This window comes from Halomonas garicola (assembly GCF_031935715.1).
Classification (GTDB): domain Bacteria; phylum Pseudomonadota; class Gammaproteobacteria; order Pseudomonadales; family Halomonadaceae; genus Vreelandella; species Vreelandella garicola.
Genome location: NZ_JASSZF010000016.1, coordinates 1 through 21,950 on the forward strand (window position 1 = coordinate 1; position 21,950 = coordinate 21,950).

Below are 21,950 nucleotides of genomic sequence, written 5' to 3' on the forward strand. Positions count from 1 at the left end.
TCTTCCACGCCCTTGAGGAAGGCCGGCGACATGTCGCAGACCACCTCCAGCACCTTGCCGGGAGCGCCCTGATGCGCGGCCAGGAAGTCGCTGAAGGCCTCGATCGTGGCCTTGCCCCGGCCTGGCACGGCGAAGAGCACCGGCTCGGTCTTGCGCTGCATGTCGAGGAACACGGTGACGTAGCGGTGGCCGCGCTTGGCCGCGGTTTCATCCAGGCCCACGGCCTTGACCGCGGATAAATCGAGTTGCTCGAGCATGCGGCCGACATAGTGATGCACGATGCGCCACAGGCGCTTGTCGGTGATCTCGATCAGGCGGGCAGCGGCCAGCACCGGCATCTCCCGGACCAGGGCCATGGCGGCCTGCTCGAACAGCAGGGTGAAGTCGCTGCCCGGCCGCGCCCAGGGCACCTCGATGCGCTTGACGCCATGCTCGGGGCACTGGGTGCGAGGCACGCGGGCGTGCAGGTAACAGTGATGCTGGAAGAAGTTCAGGTGGCGCCAGGTCTTGTCGGCAAAGTCGTGGGCCGGGCAGGCCTTACCGCACTCCGGGCAGGGGTAGAGGCTACCTCGTTCGGCTTCAACATGAAGCTCCAGCCGGTGAGGTGACACGGTAGTATCCAGGTGCTGGTCCTTGAGAATCCAGGGCGCTTCAAGACCCAGGCCAAGGGTTAGAATCTGAGTGCCGTTCATGTCCTACCTCCTGTCATCGTGGAGGTCATATCCTGGCCTAGCTCAGGGGGTGAATTCCACACCCGACGTCGAAGAGCCGATAAACGGCAGCCCCTCGTGGGGCTGCTTTTTTATATGAGTGCTTTATATGATGACTTAGTATGAGCACTTAAGGGCTCGTCAGATAATGCCGGCGTCTAAACTCGCCGCCATCAATAGCCCCAACTCTTCACACTGTTCGACAAACGCTTCCTGAAACTCTCCTCGGCAAATCAGCGGGTCCTGCACCAGCTTCCAGCTCATCCCCTGGGTAATACTTTCAATCGCTCGCTTCGTACCGGTGCCATCGTGGCCGGCCCGAACATAAAACGCGAACGGCATCCCCTGGTTTTTTTCCAGGCACGGGTAATAGCAGCGATCAAAGACGTCCTTCATTAAGCCGGCCATATAGCCAAGATTTTCCGTGGTACCCAGAATAACGGCGTCGGCGCTGTTGATATCGTCGGGCTGGGTATCAAGCGGTGCCAGCGACCGCACGGCGACGTTGTCGATGTCGGCATCCGACGCGCCGCTGGCAACGGCGCGGGACAGCTTCTGCGTATTGGGAGAGGGCGCGTGCGCAATAATCAGAAGCGTTTTGCTTTCCGGCATGGGGGCCTCCGAATTGTGTGAGGACGAATGCCATTCCGAGTGCGAACCGCCGCGGGCCTTATAGCATCCCCCGGCCTCTTCACGGTACCAGACCCGGCACTTTCTTGAGCGGCCATCACCCCACGCCGGATACCGTCACCCTCCCCCAGCCAGCAGCCACCATAACCGCTATGGCCACTGCCACTACCATTACCACTACGGCCACTAAAGTAGAACGCAAGCGAATTGTTCATCCCGCCGGGGGCGACTACGATCAGTAGACAGACAGCAGAAAAACAACGTGCAGGAGACCGGCCTTGGACGCTTTCATCTCGCTATTGCCCCCGCTTTTTGCGGTAGCGCTTGCCCTTGCGACCCGGCGGGTCAACATCTCGCTGTTCGTGAGTATCTGGATAGGCGGCTGGATATTCACCGGCAACCCGATTGCCGGTATTGCCCAGACGTTCGACTGGTTTGCCGCGGTCATGACCGACGAGTGGAACGCCCGGTTTCTGGTGCTCGTCTCTCTGCTCGGCGCCGGGGCCGCTTTCATGCATCGCACCGGCGGCTCCCAGGCGCTGGCCCAGTGGCTATCCGGAAAAATATCCACCTCCCGGGGCTCCCTGCTGCTCACCTGGGCGCTCGGCGTGCTTATCTTCTTCAACGACTACGTCAACTCGGTCATCGTCGGCAACGCGTCGCGCGAGCTGACCGCCAAGCAGAACGTCTCCCGTGAAAAGCTCGCCTGGGTCATGGACGCCACCTCGGCGCCCATGGCGACCATCGGCCCCGTTTCGGACTGGATCGGCTACCAGGTCTCCCTGATTGCCGGCGCCTTTGCCGTCATTAGCCTAACCGACGAAAAGCCCTACTGGGTATTTTTGCAGTCAATCCCCTGGAACTTCTATTCCCTGCTGTGCCTGATCTCCGTTCCCATGATCATCCTGATGGGCGACTTTGCTTCCATGCGCAAGGCAGAGCGGCGGGCGTCGGAAAAGGGCGAACTGATTGCGCCCGGCGATACGCCCCTTTCCAGCGTGGAAGAAGACCTGGGCGAGGTCCCCGAAGGACGCGGCAGCGTGTGGAACTTCATCGTTCCGCTGATCGTGCTGATCGGTTTCGGCTGCTGGGCGCTCTGGTATACCGGCGGCGGCGCCGAAGGCAAGCCGCTGATGGACGCCATTGCCGATACCGACGTCAGCGTCGCGCTAAGCTGGGCGGCCTTCGCCATGGTCGCGGTAGGCATGGCAATGGCCCTGCTGCAGAAGCAGACCATGGAAGACTGCGAGAAAACTCTGCTGGCGGGCTTCAGAACGATGCTTCCCGCCCTGGTGATCATGGTGCTGGCCTGGTCAATCGGCACGGTCACCGACGCCCTGGAAACCGGGGACTACGTCATCGAGGCGACCCGCGAGTGGCTGTCACCCAACCTGCTTCCGCTGCTGATATTTCTCATCGCCATGGTCATTTCCTTTTCCACCGGCAGCTCCTGGGGCGCCATGGCGATTCTGACCCCCATCGGCGTCCCTCTAGCCTTCAACATCGGCGACATGACGCTGGTCAGCATGGCTATTGGGGCCATCTTCTCGGGTTCCATCTTTGGCGATCACTGCTCGCCCATTTCCGACACCACGGTGATGGCGTCCATTTTCTCCGGCTCAGACCACGTGGCCCACGTGCGCACGCAGATCCCCTATGCTGCGGTCCCGGCGGCGGTAAGCGCCCTGCTTTATGTGGGCTCTATCGTCGTCGCGTCGCCCTACCTGCTACTGCTGATCGGGGTGGTGATCCAGGGCCTGCTGATCAAGTTTCTGGCTTCCCGGAAAACGCCGGAAACGTCATGACCCGGCGACCCCGTCAAGGCTTGCCTGATAAAGCCTCCCGGCCTCTTTGATGGCTGGTTTGATGGATAAACGGCAGCTCCTTTGGGAGCTGCTTTTTTATTGGTAACCGCTAACTAGGCGAGCATTGATAGGCGCCGCCTTAAAAGAACGACAGCCATAGTAAAATGCAAACTATATACTTCTTTTACCCTTAATAAGGCGTATTTTAAAAGCACCTTTATAATAACGAATAAAACTTGCCGAGGTGGTTAAAACGTCAAAAATAAAAAGCGCTCTTTTTTGACTCACATCAACCAAAGTCCCATTGAAACACCACCGCTGTTGTCACTAGTGTCGCCCACCTTTAGCGTAAAAGAATATAATAATGAATAGACAGTGCAAGGAAACTTGATGACCCACTGGTCGGGCGCTTGAGCATAACCGATCCCCAAGCGGGATATTGCGTGAGTCATGCGCATCACCATTGCGGCAACCATGGGAGCAAGCCATGCCAAGCAAAGGCAAGAAAATTTCCGTTGCGATGGTGGTACTCGTCATCATCGGCATCGCCGGATTCCTCGTCCTGACCTCCCCCTGGATGTGGTCAGCGACACACGACATCCCCGATATTGAAAGCGCCGAGGGCGAGGCGGACCTCGACAACGGCCGGCGCATTTTTGTCGCCTCCGACTGCGCCACCTGCCACGCGACGACCGACCAGGAGAGCGACGAACAGCTGGGCGGCGGCATGGTGCTGGATACCGCCTTCGGCAAGTTTCACATGCCCAACATTTCGCCCGACCCGGAGCACGGCATCGGCGGCTGGACCCTGGCCGAGTTTGACCGCGCGCTGCGCGAGGGCGTCGGTCCCAGCAGCCTCTGGCCCGACGGCAAGAACCTGTATCCGGCGTTTCCCTATACCTCCTATGTCCGCATGGAGCCGGAAGACGTGCGCGACCTCTACGCCTACATGATGGAGCTGCCCGCAAGCGACAAGGCAGTGCCCGATCACGAGCTCAAGTTCCCCTACAACCTGCGCCGGGGCATCGGTGTCTGGCGGCTTGCCTTTCTCAACGACAAGAGCACCGAGGAAGTGGGCGTCAGCGCTGACAACCTGCCCGAAGACGTCGATCGCGAACAGTTCGAAAAGGGCCGCTACCTGGTGGAAGGCGCCGGCCACTGCGTAGAGTGCCACTCGCCGCGTACCTTCATGGGTAACGTCCCCGGCGACAAGCGCTACGCCGGCGGTGAAAACCCCGAAGGTACCGGCCACTACCCCAACATCACCCCGGACGAGACCGGCATCGGCTTCTGGTCGGCCGCGTCCATCGCCAACTACCTGCATACCGGCATCAGCCCCATCGGCCGTACCGCCGGCGGCGACATGGCGGAAGTCATCGACAATACGTCGCAGCTGCCCTGGGAAGATCTGCAGGCCATGGCCGTTTATCTGAACCACCTGCCGGCCATTGATAACCCGGCCCCGGGCATGCCCGAACCCAACCGCACCGAAGAAGTGGTGATGCTCGACACCATGGTGGACAGCCGGCCGCCGCTGCCGACCAGCGAGCCGCAGAAGGTCGACGTGGGCGATCGCGTCCACGTGGCCGGCACCAAGTCGCTGTTCCTCTCCTCGGCGGAGCAGGACGGCGAGGGCGAAGACGGCAAGCTGCTGGGCGGCGCCTCCCTTGAAGTGCTGGACCGGGAAAACGACAGGCTCAAGTTCGAGATCAAGGGTTGGCAGCCGGAGAACTCGCCCACGGTCATTTATCAGGAAAAGGGTCAGCGGGTGATCATGGCCGCCCTTGGCGACCGGGCGATTGAAGCCACCCAGCGCGGCGAAAGCGAAACCGACCCCAACACCGATCAGGTCTGGCGCCCGGTCTCTCTGGAAGCCTGGTCCGCCGCCGACGAGGTCAATCTCGACCTGGATGAGCTATGGAGCTACAGCAAGGATGCCTACCAGACCAGCTGCTCGTCCTGCCATACGCTGCCGGATAAGGGGCATTACACCGCCAACCAGTGGATCGGTACGCTCAAGTCCATGAAGCGCTTTACCACCTTCAGCGACGACGAGTATCGCCTGATCCTTGCGTACCTGCAGAACCACTCAAGCGATCTGACCCCCGAAAAAGCCGGCGAGGCGGTGCCGGAGCACGCCAGTGAAGGAGTGCCGCAATGAGCCGCGACACCGCAACCGACGTCAGCGCGCTGATGACCGCGGCCGACTGGCTTGGCGGCGTGTTCGCCGCGCCGCCCGACGCGGGGCTGGTGGAAACGTACGTCGCCCCGGCCGGGCGCGACGCGCTGGCGCAAATGGGGGAGCAGCTGAGCGCCCGGGAAGCGGCCCAAGCCATCGACCAGGCCCTGACCCGGGAAGCGCCCACACCGCTTGCCGTCACGCTGCAGCGCCGCTATACGGCGCTGTTCGAGGGAATCTTCCCGCCCAGCGCCGTGCTGCCCTACGAAAGCGCCTGGCAGCCCGGCGCCGACGGCACGGTGCTCGGCGGCACGCCGGTTACCGAGATGGAAGCCACGCTGCGCGCCCTCGACCTGCACGTAAGCGGCGAGTGCTGTGAACCGGCCGACCACCTGGCCATCGAGCTTGCCGCCCTTGCCATGGCGCTGCGCGACGGCCAGAAACGCATCGCTCAAGAGTTGATCCGCCGGCTCCAGGGCTGGGTGCCGGCCTTCTGCGCGGCGCTCACCCGCCAGGACGCCGGCGGCTTTTACGGCGCCGCGGGCGATTTACTGCTTGCCCTGATCCGCGAGTCCGCCGCTGCGCTCGAGGGGGAAGAAGCGATAGCGACCGAACGAATTGAAGGAGAGTTCGCATGAGTACCAAGTTTTCCGACGCTCCCGTCAGCGCCTTCTCCCGGCGCCGTTTTCTCCAGGGCTCTGCCGCCACCGTGGCGCTGGGTTCCATGCCGTTCTCGATGTCGCTGCTGAGCCGCGGCGCCCTGGCCCAGACCGGCCAGCAGGAAATGTTGTCCGGCAGCCACTGGGGAGCCTTCAAGGGCATCGTCGAAGACGGCCGCGCCGTCGAGTTCAAGCCCTGGGCGAAGGACCCGCACCCCACCCCGATGCTTGACGGGGTGCGCGACTCGATCTATTCCGCCTCGCGCATCCGCTATCCCATGGTGCGTCGCGCCTGGCTGGAGCAGGGGCCGGGGGCCGACCCGGACAGCCGCGGCGACGGCGACTTCGTCCGCGTTTCCTGGGAAGAGGCGATTGACCTGGTCGCCAAGGAAATTACCCGGGTGCGCGACACCTACGGCCAGCAGGCGGTGTACGGCGGCTCCTACGGCTGGAAAAGCCCCGGCAAGCTGCACAACTGCAAGACGCTGCTGCGGCGCATGCTGAACCTGACCGGCGGCTTTACCTCGAGCATCGGCGACTACTCCACCGGGGCGGCCCAGGTCATTCTGCCCTACGTGAGCGGATCCATCGAAGTGTATGAGCAGTGCACCACCTACCCGGTGCTCGCAGAGCATACCGAGCTCATGGTGTACTGGGGCTGCGACCCGCGCAACAACTCCCAGATCTCCTGGCAGATCGCTGACCACGGGGCCTTCGAGGGCATGGAGGCGCTCAAGGAAGCCGGCGTCGACACCCTCTCCATCGACCCGCTGATGACCGATACCTGCGACTACCTGGACGGCGAGTGGATCGCGCCCAAGCCGCAGACGGACGTTCCGCTGATGCTGGGCATCGCCCACACCCTGTACAGCGAAGATCTCCACGATCAGGACTTCCTCGACCGCTATACCAGCGGCTTCGACGAGTTTCTCCCCTACCTGACCGGCGAGGCCGACGGCCAACCCAAGGATGCCGACTGGGCGGCGGAGATCTGCGGCCTTGAGGCCGACACCATCCGCGACCTGGCCCGGCGCTTTGCCAACCACCGCACCATGTTTGCGCTGGGCTATTCCATGCAGCGCCAGCACCACGGCGAGCAGTCCACCTGGATGCTGGTCACCCTGGCCTGCATGCTCGGCCAGATCGGCCTGCCCGGCGGCGGCTACGGCCTCAGCTATCACTACTCGTCCGGCGGCGCGCCGACTCACGAAAGCCCCATTCTCAAGGCCATCGGCGATGCCGCCGGCGGCGGCGACGGCGGCTCCGTTGACGAGTCCGGCAGCGACACCATGATTCCGGTAGCGCGCTTTGTGGAAACCCTGCTCAATCCCGGCGAGACCATGCAGTTCAACGGCAACGAGATTAAGCTTCCGCTGGTCAAGCTGGCCTACTGGGCGGGCGGCAACCCCTTTGCCCACCACCAGGACCGCAACGAGATGCTCCGCGCCTGGCGGGAGCTGGACACCTTTATCGTCCACGACTTCCAGTGGACGGCCACCGCCCGGCACGCAGACATCGTCCTGCCCACCACCACCTCCTACGAGCGCAACGATATCGAACAGCTCGGCGACTACGCCCTGAGCCATGTCGTGGCGATGAAAAAGATCGTCGAGCCCCAGTTCGAGGCGCGCAGCGACTTCGATATTTTCGCCGACATTGCCGACAAAATGGGTAAAGGCTACGAGTTTACCGAAGGTCGCTCCGAGATGGACTGGATTCGCGGGTTCTACGAAGGCGCCAAGATCGAAGCCCGCGCCAAGGGCATGGAAATGCCGGTCTTTGACGTTTTCTGGGAATCCAACGAGCCGCTGGGCTTTCCGCTGAAGGACGAGCAGAAATACTTCGTCAGGCACGAAGCCTTCCGCGAAGATCCGATTCTCAACGCCCTGGGCACGGCCACCGGCAAGTTCGAGATCTACTCCCGGGCCATCGCCGAGTACGACTACGACGACTGCCCGCCGCACCCAACCTGGCTTGAGCCCATCGAACGCCTGGACGGCCCCACGACCCGCTACCCGCTGAGCATTGCCAGCAACCACCCCCGCGGCCGCCTGCACTCGCAGATCTGCGGCACCTCCTTCCGCGAGACCTACGCGGTGCAGGGGCGGGAGCCCTGCTGGCTCAATCCCCGGGATGCCGAGGAGCGCGACATCAAGGACGGCGACGTCGTGAGGGTCTTCAACGATCGCGGGCAGCTGCTCGCCGGCGCGGTCGTAACCGAAGACATCATGCCCGGCGTCATTCGCGTCCAGGAAGGCGGCTGGTTCGACCCCGTCGACCCGACCGAGATCGGCAGCCTGTGCAGCTACGGCGACGTCAACGTCCTGACGCCGGGCATCGCCACCTCCAAACTGGCCCAGGCCAACTGCGGACAGACCGGGGTCGCCGACGTCGAGAAGTTTACCGATGACCTGCCCGAGGTAACGGTATTCTCCCAGCCGTCACCGCGCGACGCCGGCTAACGCTGACAGGCGAAACGTTTGATGCCATCCCCTTAACCGGGCCGCCAACGCGGCCCGGTTTTTTGTGTCTGGTATTTATGCCTGGCGTTTGGCAACGACCGCGCACCGTCGGACGGCGGCATTTTTAACGCTAAAAAGTTCCCTGCATGGATGCGATAGTTATTGCAAATAAAAAGTATTCCCATTATCTTATGCCGCGCTGCTAATTCATACAACGCACCGTAAGGGAACATCATGTCATTTCTTCCGCCCCGGCAGGCCTCACGACCCCACCCCAGGTTTCCCAAGCGTGGGTTGGCGCTGGCCATGGCCGGGCTTGCCAGCGCCGCTGTCCAGGCCCAGGACACCGCCGAGCTCGATGACGTCGTGGTCACGGCCACGGGCTACCAGCAGCAGACCAAAAATGCGCCGGCCTCGATCAGCGTGATTGACCGTCAGACGCTTGACGACAAGGCCTACCGCGACGTCACCGACGCGCTGAAAGACGTGCCCGGCGTGGTCGTCACCGGCGGCGGCTCCTCAAAGGACATCAGCCTTCGCGGCATGGGCGCCAAGTACACGCTGATGCTGGTCGACGGCAAGCGCCAGGGCTCGCGTGAGACGCGCCCCGGCAGCGACGGCCCGGGCATCGAGCAGGGCTGGCTGCCGCCGCTTTCGGCTATCGAGCGGGTCGAGGTCATCCGCGGGCCGATGTCGTCGCTATACGGCTCCGATGCGCTGGGCGGCGTGGTCAACATCATCACCCGCAGCGTCGAGCGGGAATGGGGCGGCAGCGTCACCGTCGACACCACGATTCAGGAAGACGCCGACTCCGGCAATCGGCAGCAGAGCCGCTTTTACGTGGGCGGGCCGCTCAAGGAAGACGTGCTCGGGCTCAAGGTCTACGGGCAGTACTCCCAGCGCGACGAAGACCAGATCGTCAACGGCTACAACGACCAGCGCCTGGCCAACGCCACGGCCGAGCTTAGCTGGAACGCCTCCGAGGATCACGACCTTTCCCTGGAAGCCGGCTATAGCGAGCAGGAGCGCACCACCAATCCCGGCGAATCCATCGCCGAAGAGGGTCGGCGCGGCCCCAACACCCGCTCCAAGGATGAATACGACCGCCGCCACTATACGCTCAGCCACAAAGGGAGCTGGGACATCGGCACCTCGGACAGCTACGTCCAGCACGAGAAAGTCCGCAACCCCAACGCCCGGGGCGGCATCAACTACGAAGATACCGTGTTCAATACCCAGACGGTGCTGCCCCTGGGCATGCACATGCTGACGCTTGGCGGCCAGTACGAGACGCAAAAGCTCACCAGCCAGGGCAACACCCTGGCGGACGATAAAGGCAAGATCGACCGCTGGCAGTGGGCGCTGTTCGTCGAAGACGAGTGGATGCTGACCGAGGACTTCTCTCTCACCGGCGGAGCGCGCCTGAACAAGGACGAAAACTACGGCACCCACTGGTCACCGCGCCTTTACGGCGTGTGGAACACGACGCCGCAGTGGACGGTAAAAGGCGGTATCACCAGCGGCTACCGCGCGCCGGACCTGCGCTATACCGCGCCGGGCTGGGGCCAGGCCACGGGCGGACCCGGCGGCAACGCGCTGCTCATCGGCAACCCGGACCTAGAGCCGGAAAAAAGCCTGAACAAAGAGCTCGGGGTGCTCTGGGGCAACGACAGCGGCACTCAGGTGGGGCTCACCGTCTTCCATAACGAGTTCAAGGACAAGATCGCCGAAGACCCGGTGTGCTACAGCGGCGCCTACCGCGGCGACGACGTGGCGCCAGAGTGCGTAGTAGCAGGCGATGACCACGAGTACGCCTATATCGACACCCGCAAGAATATCGACAAGGCCGTGACCCAGGGCGTCGAAGCCACGCTGACCCTGCCGCTGGCCGAGGCCTACTCGCTCACCGCCAGCTACACCTATACCGACTCCGAGCAGAAAAGCGGCGACGACAAGGGAGATTCGCTCAACAACCTGCCCGAGCACATGGCCAACGCCACCCTTGACTGGGAGCCGCAAGGCCCGCTCTCGGCCTGGACCCGGGTCAACTTCCGCGGCCGCTCCAGCGGCGCGCCGCAGTTCCACGGCAGCAGCGGTCGGGAAATCCCCTCCTACACCTTTGTCGACGTGGGCACCGCCTATCAGCTCACGCCCAGCGCCAAGCTGTTTGGCGGCGTGTACAACGCCTTGGACAAGGACGTGAACTACGCCGACTTCGAAAAGGTCCTCGACGGACGCCGCTACAACCTCGGCGTTACCGTGGAATTTTAACCGCCCGGTGCCCGCGCCGAGGTGCGGGCACAAGGCGCGGTTTTGCCCTCTTTACATTTCCCCGGCGGGTGCGTATTAAAGCACCTTGCGGCGCTGCAACGGCGGCCGCCCGACATGAAAACGCAACGCGCAGGGGACAACCATGGGTTTGATCGTAATATTACTGCTGGTGGTGGGGTTTATCGTGCTCGCCACCAGCAAGCTTAAGCTGCATCCGTTTCTTGCCCTGCTGGGGGCGGCGTTCATCGCCGCGTTTGCCTACGGGCTGCCGATCGACTCGGTGGTCGAGACCATCACCTCCGGCTTTGGCGGCATTCTGGGCTACATCGGCCTGGTCATCGTCCTGGGCACCATCATCGGGGTGATCCTGGAAAAGAGCGGCGCTGCCATCACCATGGCCGACGTCATGATCGCCAGACTCGGCGACCGCTTCCCTACGCTTACCATGTCGGTGATCGGCTACATCGTCTCCATACCGGTGTTTTGCGATTCGGGCTTTATCATCCTTAACTCGCTGAAAGAGTCGCTGGCCAAAAAGCTCGACACCTCGCCCATCGCCATGAGCGTGGCGCTGGCCACCGGGCTTTACGCCACCCACACCTTCATTCCGCCCACGCCGGGGCCCATCGCCGCGGCGGGCAACCTGGGGCTCGAGTCCAACCTGGGGCTGGTCATTGCCGCCGGCATTCCCGTGGCTGCCGTGGCGGCGCTTGCCGGCATGCTCTGGGCGCGGCGCTTCGTCAATACCCAGCCCGACGTGGACGACACCCTGACGGAAGCGGAAGCCCGCCACCAGCATCAGGACTGGGAGGCGCTCAAGGCCAGCTACGGCCGCCTGCCCCGGCCGCTGGCGGCGTTCGCGCCGATCATCGTGCCCATCGCGCTGATCTGCATCGGCACCGTGGCCCGGCTACCCGCCGCGCCCTTCGGCGAAGGCACCGCCATGGCCGTACTCAGCCTGCTGGGCCAGCCGCTTACCGCCCTGCTCATCGGCCTGCTGCTGTCCACGACGCTGTTGAAAAGCGACAGCAAGATCAGCGAGTTCAGCGAGCGCATCAGCGAAGGCATCGTCTCCGCCGCGCCCATCCTGCTGATCACCGGGGCCGGCGGCGCGTTTGGCGCGGTGCTCAGCGCCTCGCCGCTGGGCGACTATCTGGGCAACACGCTTTCCACCCTGGGCATCGGCATCTTCATGCCGTTCATCGTCTCCGCCGGGCTGAAGTCCGCCCAGGGGTCGTCCACCGTGGCGCTGGTCACCACCTCGGCGCTGGTCGCACCGATGCTTGACTCCCTGGGCCTGGGCAGCGACATGGGACGCACGCTGACGGTGATGGCCATCGGCGCCGGGGCGATGACCGTCTCCCACGCCAACGACAGCTTTTTCTGGGTGGTCTCGCGCTTCAGCCGCATGAGCGTGGGTCTGGCCTACCGCGCCCAGACCCTTGCCACCCTGGTGCAGGGCGTCACCGCCATCCTGCTGGTCTATCTGCTGTCGCTTGTGCTGCTGTAGCCGCCTTTTTTGCTCTTTGAGCGCGCCGGCGGGTAAGGTTTGGCTCTGACCTTTTATTTGTAGAATGTCTATTCGTGGATTTTCAAGGAGCCGCCATGTACTCCCATCAACGCTTTGTTCCCCCTGCCCTGGGCGCTGCCGTACTCGTCGGTGCGCTTGCCGCCAGCGCTACCGCTGTGGCCGAAGAGCCCGCCGACGTACGCTTTGCCGTGCCGTCCTGGCCCGGGGTCACCGTCAAGAGCGAGCTTGCCGGCCAGCTGCTGGAAGCGCTGGGCTACGAGCCGAAGCAGCAAGAGCTGGGCTCCACCATCGCCTACGAGGCGCTGAATCAGGGCGACGTGGACGTCTACCTTGCCGCCTGGCTGCCCGGCCAGAGCACCTCCTACGACACCGCCATGGAAGAAGGCGTAATCAACGACCTGGGCAACAACGTCGACGGCGCGCGGCTGGGCTTTGCCGTACCCACCTACGTCTATGATGCCGGCGTGACTTCGGGTGAGGACCTCAAGGATCCCGAGCTGCGCGAGAAGTTTGGCGATACGATTTATGCCATCGAAGTGGGCTCGGGCATCAGCGAGATTCTTGACGATAACATGGACAAGGACACCTACGACCTGACCCAGTGGAACGTATCCGAAACCTCCACCCCGGGCATGCTGAGCACGGTAAAATCCGCACTACAGCGCGAAGAGTGGGTGGTCTTCACCGCCTGGACACCGCACTGGATGAACATCGAGTACGACGTGCGCTACCTCGACGATCCCGAAGACTTCTGGGGCGACGAAGGCGGCCGCAGCAACGTGCGCACCCTGGTACGCCAGGCCTTTGCCGAGGATCAGCCCAACGCCACCCGGCTGCTCGACCAGCTGAGCTTCAGCGCCGACGACCAGAGCGCGATGATCTACGGCTTCAGCTTTGACGAAAAGCCCGCCGACGACGTCGCCCGGGAGTGGCTGAAGGAACACCCCGAAAAGGTCAAGGCCTTCACGGAAGGCGTCACCACCCGCAGCGGCGAACAGGAAGCCTGGCCCGCCGTACAGGACGCGCTGGAGATCCCCGACGCCTGATCAGCCACATCGCCTGGAAAGAGTGCTCCCCGGCGGGGAGCGTGAATTCAGGATAGAGGCATAAAACAAAGCGGCTACCCCGAGTTGTATCTCGGGGCGGCCGCTTTGTTTCTGATGCCGTCTTCGTCACATGCCGGCTCTACGCGCGCCGGCAAGCGACTTACCGGCCCATGGCATCCAGCCCGTCGAGCAGGCCGGCCATGTCGTCGGCGTGCTCTTCTTCCTGGGCGAGGATATCTTCCATCAGCCGGCGGGAGGTCGGATCCTTGTCACCCAGGTAGGTGGCAATCTCGCGGTAGCTGTCCACGGCGATGCGCTCGGCAATCAGGTCTTCCTTGATCATTTCGCGCAGGGAATCGCCCTCGGTATACTCCGCATGGGAGCGAGTCACCAGCCCTTCCGGCGAAAAGTTGGGCGCCCCGCCCAGCTGCACGATGCGCTCGGCCAGCCAGTCGGCGTGCTGCTGCTCCTGCTGGGCGTGCTCCAGGAACTCCGCCTGGGCCACGCTGGCGCTGAGTCCTTCTGCCATGTAATAGTGGCGCTTGTAGCGCAAGGTGCAGACAATCTCGGTGGCCAGCGCCTCGTTCAGCAGGCGGATGACGTTTTCACGGTCGGCGGTGTAGCCCTCCGTTACCGCACCCTGCTCGATGTGCCGGCGGGCGCGCTCGCGAATGGTCTTGATGTCGGTCAGAAACGGCTGATCAACCATAACGTCTCTCCTTCTGTGGATGTGCGTACCTCGGCGGGTTCCGGGGCTACACGGTGTTTGCAGTATTTCACCTTACCGTGATACACCACAACCCCGCGCCCGCGCGTCACTTGTTAACCCAGTATTCATCCAGCATCACACAGAGAGGCCGCTATGCGTATCGTCCCCGCGCTGATTCTCGGCGCCGCCGGCATCATCGCCGCCACCTTCATCGGCAGCGGCCTGACCGATCTGGGCACCGGCGACCGCTACGTGACGGTAAAAGGCCTGGCCGAGCGCGACGTCACCGCCGACACTGCCCTCTGGCCGCTGCGCTTTGTGGCGACCGGCGACACCCTGGAAAAGGCCCAGGCCAACGCTCGGGAGAGCCAGCGCGCTGTCATGGCCTTTCTCGACCGCCAGCAGATCGACACCGACGCCGTGGAACTGCAAAAGCTCAGCGTCAACGATACCAGCGCCGATCCCTACCAGAGCAGCGACGGCGGGCCGAGCTTCATCATCAACCAGACCCTCACCGTGCGCAGCCAGAATATCGACCGCGTGCGCCAGGCCGCCCAGGCCATCGGCGAGCTGGTGGATGCCGGCGTGGTGCTGTCGTCCGACTACGGCGATAGCGGCCCTAGCTACCTGTTCAGCCAGCTCAACGACATCAAGCCGGAAATGATCGCCAACGCCACCGCCGCTGCCCGGCAGTCCGCCGAGCAGTTTGCCGAAGACGCCAGCGCCGAGGTAGGCAAGCTTCGCCGTGCCAATCAGGGCGTCTTCCAGATCCGCGCCCGGGACCACGCCGCCGGCGTCAGCCAGACCCAGCAGGCCGAAAAGACCGTCCGCGTGGTCACCACGGTGGACTATTACCTGGAATAAGCGGCCGCGCCGAAACGCCGGGCATGTTAAAAGGAACGGTTTAAAACAGGTTCACCCCGACAATGGCGAAGGTAGCGACGGTCAGGGTAAAGCCGATCAGCAGCACCAGTCCGTCCCGGGCGACAAGCCCCAGGCCTAACAGCGCAAGCGCAAGCCCCGCGCCGTTGGCGGTAAAGGGGATGAACTCCATCGGCGGCATGGCAAGGGCAATGGCGATGCCGGCAAGCGCGGTAAGCCGGCTGCCCCAGTAGCCGGTGAGCCACGGCAGGCGCACGCGCAAGAGCTTATCCACCCAGCGGGCGGGCTTTTTCATGTACGGCAGGACCTTGTCGAACTTCTCCCGAGAGATGCTGCGCCTGACCAGCCAGCCGGGCAGCCAGAAACGTTTGCGCCCGGCCAGCAGCTGGCCGGCGGTGAGCAGCACCAGCAGTGCCATGAGGGTCGGCATGCCGGGGATGTCACCGATCAGCGGCGCAAGAGTGATCAGCCCGGCGATCAGCAGCATGGGGCCGAAGGAGCGCCGCCCGATGGCCGCCAGCACGTCGTCCACGCTGATGTTGGGGTTGTGCCGCTCGATGCGTTCCAGCAGCGCCAAAAGCTCAGTGAGGTTGGCGGTTAACGGCGCTTCTTCCTCCTCGCTCACTTCTGCCGCCGCTGTCTGGGAGGTATCGGACTCGGACATTCAGCGCTCCTCTACGGCCAGCTTGGCGCGGATAAAATCGCTGTGGCTGACGTACAAAAGCCCCGCCAGCCGGCGGATACGGTGCTCTTCCAGAGGGTCGACCTCGCCGTCGGCCCAGGCCATCTGCCACATCAGCTTGACAAGCTCATAGCGCTGGACCTCACCGTAGTGCTCGCTGATCAGGCGCACGAACTGGTAGTGATCCACGGAGTCGTCGACCTTTTGCTCGGCCAGCGCCATCAGCTCGTCGACTTCGTCGGCGCTCACGGAAAGCCTTGAGACCAGCATGGTACGCAGGGCGGCGCGTTCGTCGGCGCTTGAGTCAAAGTCGGCGCGCATGACTTCACACAGCAGCGCGGCGCAGGCGAGCTCCAGGGTCAGCGCCGGGTCCCGGCTCTGCTCGGGCTCGGCCAGGGCGCGCTGAAAAAACTGGGTTACGGCGTCCAGCATGCGGGACTCCTGTTTGTTCTGTCATCTTTAAAGGGCGGCGGTGGGCCTTTCTGACCGTGCCAACAGGCCAGAGTTGCACCGCCGGGCTCAGCCCTGGCCTTTCAGCTGCTCTTTCAGTTTGGCGGGGACCTGTTTGATGATCAGGCGGTCGCCGGCCTCGTCGTATTCCACGCTGCCGCCGAGCAGGTGCGAATCGAAGCTGATCGACACCCCGCCGGCGCGGCCGGTAAAGCGGCGAAACTGATTGAGCGTGCGCTTATCCGGGGGGATTTCCGCCGCCAGGCCGTAGTCGGCGTTGCGGATATGGTCGTAAAACGCCTTGGGCTGCTGCTCGTCCACCAGCTCCGAGACGTCTTCCAGGGTCATCGGCTCGCCCCGGCTCAATTGCTCGTTGGCGTAGCCCACCAGGGCGTCGGTTTTCTCCCGGCTGGCAGTATCGTCCAGGTCCTCTTTCTCGACGTAGTCGCTGAACGCTTTGAGCAGAGTGCGGGTATCCGCCGGGGCGTCGGCGCCCTCAACAATGCCCAGGCACTCGGCCAGCGCCAGGGCAAGCTTGCTGCCGCCGCGCTCCTTAAGAAAAGACGCGTACTGGGTCTGCCCGTCGCCGCCCTGCCACTGGGTGATGTTCAGCCGCGCGGCAAAGGTCAGCTGGCGCACGTTGAGCTGGGCCGCGGGCACGGCGTGGTGCGAGGCGTCAATGCCGATACCCTCGCGCTGGTGAACCAGCGCCACGAGCAGCGTGCGGGTATCGCCCTGCTGCTGGTCAACGAGCACTAGATAGCCGCCAACGCCCAGCTGCCCGGCGAGGCGGTTGGCCAGGCGTTCGGCCAGCTTTTGCGTCACGCCGGCAAAATTATCGCTGCCGTCAAGCCAGGCCTGCAGCCAGGCCGATACCGGCGCGGCCTCGGCGCCCTCTTCGGCAAAGCGGCCCCAGCCCTTGGGCTTGGCGTTGAAGGTTTCATGCAGCGCCGCCGCCAGCGCCTCGAGGTGCGGGTCATCCAGCGGGTGGGCGGCGTCGGCGGGCGTCAGGGTTAGCGTTTCGCCGTCAAGAGTCGGGTCAAGGCGATGAACGATGCTGTGCAATAGCGGCATGGCGGCTGTCTTTTATTCAGTACGGGATAAAGGCCTGGGCCGAAACGCCGGCTCAGGGCTTGAGGCGGTAGCCGGTGCGGAATATCCACGCCACGGTCGCCAGGCACAGGGCCAGAAACAGCGCGATGACCGCCACGCTGGCGCCGATGCTGACGTCGCTGACGCCGTAGAAGCTCCAGCGAAAGCCGCTGACCAGATAGACAACGGGGTTGAACAGGGTCACGCCCTGCCAGAACGGCGGCAGCATATCGATGGAATAAAAGCTGCCGCCGAGAAACGTCAGCGGCGTAATCACCAGCAGCGGCACCAGCTGGAGCTTTTCAAAGCCGTCGGCCCAGATGCCGATGATAAACCCGAGCATGCTAAAGGTCACCGCGGTGAGCACCAGAAACAGCACCATCCAGAGCGGATGGGCAATGTGCAGCGGCACAAAGAAGTTGGCCGTGGCAAGGATAATCAGCCCCAGCACGATCGACCGGGTCGCCGCCGCGCCGACGTAGCCGATGACGATCTCCAGATACGATATCGGCGCCGAAAGCAGCTCGTAGATGCTGCCGGAAAAGCGGGGAAAAAAGATGCCGAAAGAGGCGTTGGACACGCTCTGGGTCAAAAGCATCAGCATGATCAGCCCGGGGACGATAAAGGCGCCGTAGCTCACGCCGCCGACCTGGTCGATGCGCGAACCGATGGCCGCGCCGAACACCACAAAATACAGCGAGGTAGAAATAATCGGCGAGACGATGCTCTGCAGCAGGGTGCGGCGCACCCGGGCAATTTCGGCCATGTAGATGGCCCGGACGGGGTAGAGGTTCATGCACGCTCCTGAATCAGGTCAACGAAGATATCTTCCAGAGAGCTTTGCCGGGTGTTCAAATCCTTGACGCGAATACCGGCGGTTTTTAGCGCGCTCAGCAGTGCGGCGATGCCGTGCTCGCCTTCTTCCCGCGCCGCGGCGTCGTAGGTGTACTTGAGCGTCGCGCCGTCGTCGGCAAGCGTCAGATCAAAGGGCGCGAGCACCTCGGGCACCCGGGAAAGCGGCGTGTGCAGCTGCAGGGTGAGCTGCTTGCGCCCGAGCTTCTGAATCAGCGCGGCCTTTTCTTCTACCAGCACCACTTCGCCGTGATTGATCACGCCGATGCGGTCGGCCATTTCCTCGGCCTCCTCGATGTAGTGGGTGGTGAGAATGATGGTCACGCCGTCTTCGCGCAGCCGGCGCACCACGCCCCACATTTCCCGGCGCAGGGCAACGTCGACCCCGGCGGTGGGCTCGTCAAGAAACAGCACCCGGGGCTCGTGGGACAGCGCCTTGGCGATGAGCACTCGGCGCTTCATGCCGCCGGAGAGCGTCATCAGGCGATTGTTGCGCTTGTCCCAGAGGCTTAACGCGCGCAGCACCTTTTCAATGTGCGCGGGGCTTGGCGGTCTGCCGAACAGGCCGCGGCTGAAGCTCACCGTGTTCCACACCGTTTCGAACGCTTCGCTGGTCAGCTCCTGGGGCACCAGGCCGATGAGCTTTCGCGCGGCGCGGTACTGGGTGATGATGTCGTGCCCGGCTACGCGGATATCCCCGCTGCTGGGCGATACCAGCCCGCAGATAATGCTGATCAGCGTGGTCTTGCCCGCGCCGTTGGGGCCGAGCAGGGCAAAAATCTCGCCGCGCTGGATCTCAAGATCCACGCGCTTCAACGCCTCAAAGCCGCCCTCGTAGGTCTTGCCCACGCCGTTGATACGAATGATGGAATCGTTCACCACAGCCTCCCGAGCAAGACGTAAAGGCGTTCTACCTTAGCACGCTTAGGGGTAGCGCTCGCCAGCCGCACGTATCGCCCGGCTCTACCGCGGCGTTGGCGACGGCCAGCATGGGCAAACTCGGCGCTTATTTTCAACTTGAGGCATACTTTATATTCATGTTATTTTCGGCGGATTTTTCACGCCAGCCAGCCAAGGTGGCAGAAGTATAACGCGCTCTTGTAAGCACGCCATATGGCCCGTCAATTCGTTGCATATAGCTTGAGAACAGCATGTCTAAAAAAAGCCCCGACGCCCCGCCTAGCCAGGGCTCCCTGACCCAAGGCTCCCTTAGCCACGACCCTCTTACCCGAGGTCCTTACCCGGAACTCACGCTGCATGCCATTATTGTGGGTTATCTTCTGGGTATTGTTCTCGCCATTTCGATTGGCTATGCGTCGTTGAAGCTGGGCTTTTCCATCGAAGGCTCCGAGCTGGCGGCGATTTTAGGCTTTGGTATTTTGCGCGGCATGCTGCGTCGCCGGTCCATCGTGGAAAATAACGTGGTTCAAACGGTGGCCTCCGGCGTTAACGGGGCCTCGTCCGGCATGATGTTTTCCGTACCGGCGATTTTTATTCTGGGCTACGGCACCGAGTTCAACCCTTACGTCTTGACGTTTGGCGCTATCGCCGGGGCCTTTCTGGGGATCGCCTTTATTATCCCCCTGCGCAAGCAGATGATCGACTACGAACGCCTGACCTACCCCGGCGGGGTGGCGGTGGCGTCGATTCTGAAATCGCCCGGGGCGGGCATTCGCAAGGCGCTGCTGTTGGTCGGCGCCATGCTGCTGTCGGGCATCGTGCACGTCGTCTCTCTCGTGTCGGGGGTTGAGTACTGGCCCCTGTTCGAACAGCTGGGCTTGCCGGCCTACCTCAACGGCACCTGGTATCTGTCCTTAATGACCGCCGCCGTGGCCTTTATTGCCGGCCGTGGCGGGCTTGCGTTTATCATCGGTGGCTTCGTTTGCTACTGGGTATTAGCCCCGCTACTGGATATTACCGGCATGTTTCCCGTCGTTGATGGCACCACCATCACTGACCCGAACCAATTACGGTTAATATTATTCAGGCCTACCGGGATCGGCATGCTGATTGGCGGCGCCATTGTGGGGGTTTTATTTGCCCTGCCGCTCATCGCCTCGGCGATCAAGTCGATGCAGTCATCAGCCAAGAACAATGCGGCGTTAAGCAAGGATGAAATGCCCATCAAGCTACTCTACTTCGCGGTGGTGGGTGCCGCTATATTGCTCGGCGTCATGGCCGTGACGTCGGCCCAGGAAGTGGGCTTATTGCGCGGTGTCGTGATGGCCGCGCTAGGTACTCTGTGGATTTGGATGGCGGGTATAATTTTGTCCGAATCCATTGGCCGTACCAACTGGTCGCCGCTGTCGGGGTTAACCCTGATTGCCGTTACCCTGTTGATCATGGTGACCCAGATGTTTGGCGGCATGAGCACCGGCCCGGCCATCGTGGCGGCGATTACCGTGGGCGCTGCCACCTGCGTGGCGATGAGCCAGGCAACCGACCTGATGTTGGACTTGAAAACCGGCTACCTGGTCGGGGCGACCCCGCGCAAGCAACAGCTGGGCCAGTTTATGGGGGCCTGGCTTGGCCCCATCATCGTTATCATTCTCATTTTTATGCTGCATAAGGCCTTTGGCCTCGGGGGCGAGGAGTTCCCCGCGCCCCAGGGTCAGGCGTTGGCCTCTATGGTAGAAGGCATTACCGGCGGCGACGTGCCGGCCGCCAAGTACATCGCCGGGGCGGTGCTGGGCGGCCTGCTGTCGCTACTGCAAACGGGGCTGGGCATTACCGTCGGCCTGGGCTTTTATCTGCCCTTCAGTATTGTTCTCACCTACGCCGTGGGCACGTTAATCCGCGAGATTGTGGACCGCACCAAAGGCCAGGCGTGGGCAGAAAATAAAGGCATTCCGATTGCCGCAGGCCTCATCGTCGGTGAGGCCCTGGTTGGCGTGGGCAACGCCGTTTACGTGATTGCATCGGCCTGACAAGGAATAGACAGATGAAAAACGCAGCCTTTATTTTGGTGATCCTCGCCTTTTTAGGCGGTGCTTTTTTAGCCTCGCTGGACGAAAACGAGGTTAACTGGCTACTGTTTACCCCGACCATGCTGGTGGGCTTTGTGAGTGCCCTTGTGTATATCAAGGAGTCCAACAAAGCCGCCATCCATAGCGATACGCTCAAGAACAACCAGACGACCATGGACACGTCGCTGCATAACATCGTGGCCAACCTGAACGCCCTGGAAGGCCGCAAGGACAAGGTGCCTACCTATGACATGCGCTTTGAAATTGATCATCTGTTTCGCGAGGATTTACGCCAGTTTGCCGATGCGCGCAACAGCATGAAGCACCTTTTCGGCATTCAAAGCTTTGCTGACATCATGAGCTCCTTTGCCGCGGGCGAGCGCTATATCAACCGCATCTGGTCGGCCTCAACCGACGGCTATGTCGATGAAGTGCTGCTGTACGTCTCCAAGGCCAACGACCAGTTCAAACACGCGCTGGACGTGTTCGATGCGGCGCAAAAGCAGCACAGTAATACGGCCTCTTGAAGCTATTGATAGCGGCGGTCCCGGTGCTTTAACCAGCCGCCCGGATGGGCGCCCCGGGGGTCGCGGTGGGTCCAGTGCAGTACGCCGCCCTTGTCATTCCACACGTACTCGCCGTAAAACGCCACGGTATCGCCGGCCTCCAGCCCGCTGACCCGCGGGGCCAGGTCGATATTATGGGCAACCAATAAGGTTTGCCCGCTGGCCAGGCGCAGAATAAACCGCTGGTGGCGGCTGCCGTCCAGGTCATCGTCCAGTATCGCTACCACCCGCCCGCTATCGGCAATCTGCTGCCGGTGGTGGCGCCGCTGGTAAGTCGGGTGGGCGCCGTCGCCCTGCTGCTCGTCCGCGGCGGGCGCCGGCGGGCCGGCGTCGCCGGTGATCCGCGACAGCAGCGACGGGCTGTACTGCGCCATGCCGGCGATCATCATCGCCAGCAGCAGCCCCCATACGCCCGCTCTTTTCATCCCACCCGCTCCTTCAAAATGGCGCCAGGGCTG

At 62.8% G+C, this 21,950-nt stretch carries 19 protein-coding genes; 10 read left to right on the forward strand and 9 right to left on the reverse strand.

From position 1 onward, the window contains the following. A partial coding sequence (locus RS027_RS07380) for a helix-turn-helix domain-containing protein (protein ID WP_311955572.1) occupies positions 1 to 692 on the reverse strand: 692 nt, incomplete at its 3' end. A gap of 159 nt (positions 693 to 851) precedes the next feature. Continuing rightward, on the reverse strand, positions 852 to 1,322 hold the full coding sequence (locus tag RS027_RS07385) for a flavodoxin family protein (RefSeq protein ID WP_311955575.1): 471 nt from the start codon (positions 1,320 to 1,322) through the stop codon (positions 852 to 854). A gap of 296 nt (positions 1,323 to 1,618) precedes the next feature. Here RS027_RS07385 and RS027_RS07390 point away from each other — a divergent pair, with 296 nt between their 5' ends. The 7 genes from RS027_RS07390 to RS027_RS07420 all read left to right on the forward strand — a co-directional run bounded on the left by RS027_RS07390 (position 1,619) and on the right by RS027_RS07420 (position 13,293). Then, the gene (locus RS027_RS07390; protein ID WP_311955578.1) at positions 1,619 to 3,145 is read left to right on the forward strand and encodes a Na+/H+ antiporter NhaC family protein; all 1,527 of its coding nucleotides are present in this window, start codon (positions 1,619 to 1,621) and stop codon (positions 3,143 to 3,145) included. Between the two features lie 487 nt (positions 3,146 to 3,632). Next, positions 3,633 to 5,306 carry a c-type cytochrome gene (locus RS027_RS07395; protein WP_311955581.1) on the forward strand — a complete coding sequence of 558 codons (1,674 nt, stop codon included), beginning with the start codon at positions 3,633 to 3,635 and terminating at the stop codon, positions 5,304 to 5,306. After that, positions 5,303 to 5,962, forward strand: coding sequence for a TorD/DmsD family molecular chaperone (locus tag RS027_RS07400; RefSeq protein WP_311955583.1), 660 nt, complete (start codon positions 5,303 to 5,305; stop codon positions 5,960 to 5,962). Before RS027_RS07395 ends, RS027_RS07400 begins: the two co-directional genes overlap by 4 nt. After that, on the forward strand, positions 5,959 to 8,445 hold the full coding sequence (gene torA, locus RS027_RS07405) for a trimethylamine-N-oxide reductase TorA (protein WP_311955586.1): 2,487 nt from the start codon (positions 5,959 to 5,961) through the stop codon (positions 8,443 to 8,445). The genes RS027_RS07400 and torA overlap by 4 nt, the downstream gene beginning before the upstream one ends. 234 nt (positions 8,446 to 8,679) lie before the next feature. Further along, positions 8,680 to 10,716, forward strand: a complete 2,037-nt coding sequence (locus RS027_RS07410; RefSeq protein WP_311955590.1) for a TonB-dependent receptor domain-containing protein — start codon at positions 8,680 to 8,682, stop codon at positions 10,714 to 10,716. A gap of 142 nt (positions 10,717 to 10,858) precedes the next feature. Then, positions 10,859 to 12,226, forward strand: coding sequence for a GntP family permease (locus RS027_RS07415; protein ID WP_311955592.1), 1,368 nt, complete (start codon positions 10,859 to 10,861; stop codon positions 12,224 to 12,226). A gap of 95 nt (positions 12,227 to 12,321) precedes the next feature. Beyond that, complete coding sequence (locus RS027_RS07420; RefSeq protein WP_311955594.1) at positions 12,322 to 13,293, forward strand: ABC transporter substrate-binding protein; 972 nt, start codon at positions 12,322 to 12,324, stop codon at positions 13,291 to 13,293. A 160-nt stretch (positions 13,294 to 13,453) separates the two neighbouring features. On the opposite strand, the gene RS027_RS07425 is transcribed toward RS027_RS07420, so the two are convergent. Then, positions 13,454 to 14,002 (reverse strand): ferritin-like domain-containing protein, encoded by a 549-nt coding sequence (locus tag RS027_RS07425; protein ID WP_311955596.1) that lies wholly within the window; start codon positions 14,000 to 14,002, stop codon positions 13,454 to 13,456. Positions 14,003 to 14,155: 153 nt separating this feature from the next. Between RS027_RS07425 and RS027_RS07430 the strand changes: the two genes are divergently transcribed. Next, positions 14,156 to 14,866 (forward strand): SIMPL domain-containing protein, encoded by a 711-nt coding sequence (locus RS027_RS07430; RefSeq protein ID WP_311955598.1) that lies wholly within the window; start codon positions 14,156 to 14,158, stop codon positions 14,864 to 14,866. Positions 14,867 to 14,906: 40 nt separating this feature from the next. Here the strand turns inward: RS027_RS07430 and RS027_RS07435 are convergent, their stop codons facing one another. The 5 genes from RS027_RS07435 to RS027_RS07455 form a co-directional block, all read right to left on the reverse strand. Next, on the reverse strand, positions 14,907 to 15,548 hold the full coding sequence (locus RS027_RS07435; protein WP_311955601.1) for an exopolysaccharide biosynthesis protein: 642 nt from the start codon (positions 15,546 to 15,548) through the stop codon (positions 14,907 to 14,909). Further along, the gene (locus tag RS027_RS07440; RefSeq protein WP_311955604.1) at positions 15,549 to 15,998 is read right to left on the reverse strand and encodes a tellurite resistance TerB family protein; all 450 of its coding nucleotides are present in this window, start codon (positions 15,996 to 15,998) and stop codon (positions 15,549 to 15,551) included. Between the two features lie 87 nt (positions 15,999 to 16,085). Then, positions 16,086 to 17,090 carry a nucleoid-associated protein gene (locus RS027_RS07445; RefSeq protein WP_311955606.1) on the reverse strand — a complete coding sequence of 335 codons (1,005 nt, stop codon included), beginning with the start codon at positions 17,088 to 17,090 and terminating at the stop codon, positions 16,086 to 16,088. Positions 17,091 to 17,142: 52 nt separating this feature from the next. Beyond that, positions 17,143 to 17,904 (reverse strand): ABC transporter permease, encoded by a 762-nt coding sequence (locus RS027_RS07450; protein ID WP_311955609.1) that lies wholly within the window; start codon positions 17,902 to 17,904, stop codon positions 17,143 to 17,145. After that, entirely contained in the window at positions 17,901 to 18,839 is a 939-nt protein-coding gene (locus tag RS027_RS07455) for an ABC transporter ATP-binding protein (protein ID WP_311955611.1), read from the reverse strand. The genes RS027_RS07450 and RS027_RS07455 overlap by 4 nt, the downstream gene beginning before the upstream one ends. 272 nt (positions 18,840 to 19,111) lie before the next feature. On the opposite strand from RS027_RS07455, the gene RS027_RS07460 reads away from it, so the two are divergent. After that, positions 19,112 to 20,887: an OPT family oligopeptide transporter gene (locus RS027_RS07460; RefSeq protein WP_311955613.1), complete on the forward strand. Its 1,776-nt coding sequence runs from the start codon at positions 19,112 to 19,114 to the stop codon at positions 20,885 to 20,887. Positions 20,888 to 20,901: 14 nt separating this feature from the next. Beyond that, positions 20,902 to 21,453 (forward strand): hypothetical protein, encoded by a 552-nt coding sequence (locus RS027_RS07465; protein WP_311955615.1) that lies wholly within the window; start codon positions 20,902 to 20,904, stop codon positions 21,451 to 21,453. Between the two features lie 2 nt (positions 21,454 to 21,455). Here RS027_RS07465 and RS027_RS07470 read toward each other — a convergent pair whose 3' ends face one another. Then, complete coding sequence (locus RS027_RS07470) at positions 21,456 to 21,917, reverse strand: DUF3465 domain-containing protein (RefSeq protein WP_311955617.1); 462 nt, start codon at positions 21,915 to 21,917, stop codon at positions 21,456 to 21,458. Between the last annotated feature and the right edge of the window lie 33 nt (positions 21,918 to 21,950).

Excerpts from the sequence above, each read along its gene's own strand:
- RS027_RS07385 (WP_311955575.1), bottom strand. The coding sequence starts at position 1,322 with ATGCCGGAAAGCAAAACGCTTCTGATTATTGCGCACGCGCCCTCTCCC.
- RS027_RS07395 (WP_311955581.1), top strand. The coding sequence starts at position 3,633 with ATGCCAAGCAAAGGCAAGAAAATTTCCGTTGCGATGGTGGTACTCGTC.
- RS027_RS07400 (WP_311955583.1), top strand. The coding sequence starts at position 5,303 with ATGAGCCGCGACACCGCAACCGACGTCAGCGCGCTGATGACCGCGGCC.
- torA (WP_311955586.1), top strand. The coding sequence starts at position 5,959 with ATGAGTACCAAGTTTTCCGACGCTCCCGTCAGCGCCTTCTCCCGGCGC.
- RS027_RS07410 (WP_311955590.1), top strand. The coding sequence starts at position 8,680 with ATGTCATTTCTTCCGCCCCGGCAGGCCTCACGACCCCACCCCAGGTTT.
- RS027_RS07415 (WP_311955592.1), top strand. The coding sequence starts at position 10,859 with ATGGGTTTGATCGTAATATTACTGCTGGTGGTGGGGTTTATCGTGCTC.
- RS027_RS07420 (WP_311955594.1), top strand. The coding sequence starts at position 12,322 with ATGTACTCCCATCAACGCTTTGTTCCCCCTGCCCTGGGCGCTGCCGTA.
- RS027_RS07425 (WP_311955596.1), bottom strand. The coding sequence starts at position 14,002 with ATGGTTGATCAGCCGTTTCTGACCGACATCAAGACCATTCGCGAGCGC.
- RS027_RS07430 (WP_311955598.1), top strand. The coding sequence starts at position 14,156 with ATGCGTATCGTCCCCGCGCTGATTCTCGGCGCCGCCGGCATCATCGCC.
- RS027_RS07435 (WP_311955601.1), bottom strand. The coding sequence starts at position 15,548 with ATGTCCGAGTCCGATACCTCCCAGACAGCGGCGGCAGAAGTGAGCGAG.
- RS027_RS07440 (WP_311955604.1), bottom strand. The coding sequence starts at position 15,998 with ATGCTGGACGCCGTAACCCAGTTTTTTCAGCGCGCCCTGGCCGAGCCC.
- RS027_RS07445 (WP_311955606.1), bottom strand. The coding sequence starts at position 17,090 with ATGCCGCTATTGCACAGCATCGTTCATCGCCTTGACCCGACTCTTGAC.
- RS027_RS07450 (WP_311955609.1), bottom strand. The coding sequence starts at position 17,904 with ATGAACCTCTACCCCGTCCGGGCCATCTACATGGCCGAAATTGCCCGG.
- RS027_RS07460 (WP_311955613.1), top strand. The coding sequence starts at position 19,112 with ATGTCTAAAAAAAGCCCCGACGCCCCGCCTAGCCAGGGCTCCCTGACC.
- RS027_RS07465 (WP_311955615.1), top strand. The coding sequence starts at position 20,902 with ATGAAAAACGCAGCCTTTATTTTGGTGATCCTCGCCTTTTTAGGCGGT.
- RS027_RS07470 (WP_311955617.1), bottom strand. The coding sequence starts at position 21,917 with ATGAAAAGAGCGGGCGTATGGGGGCTGCTGCTGGCGATGATGATCGCC.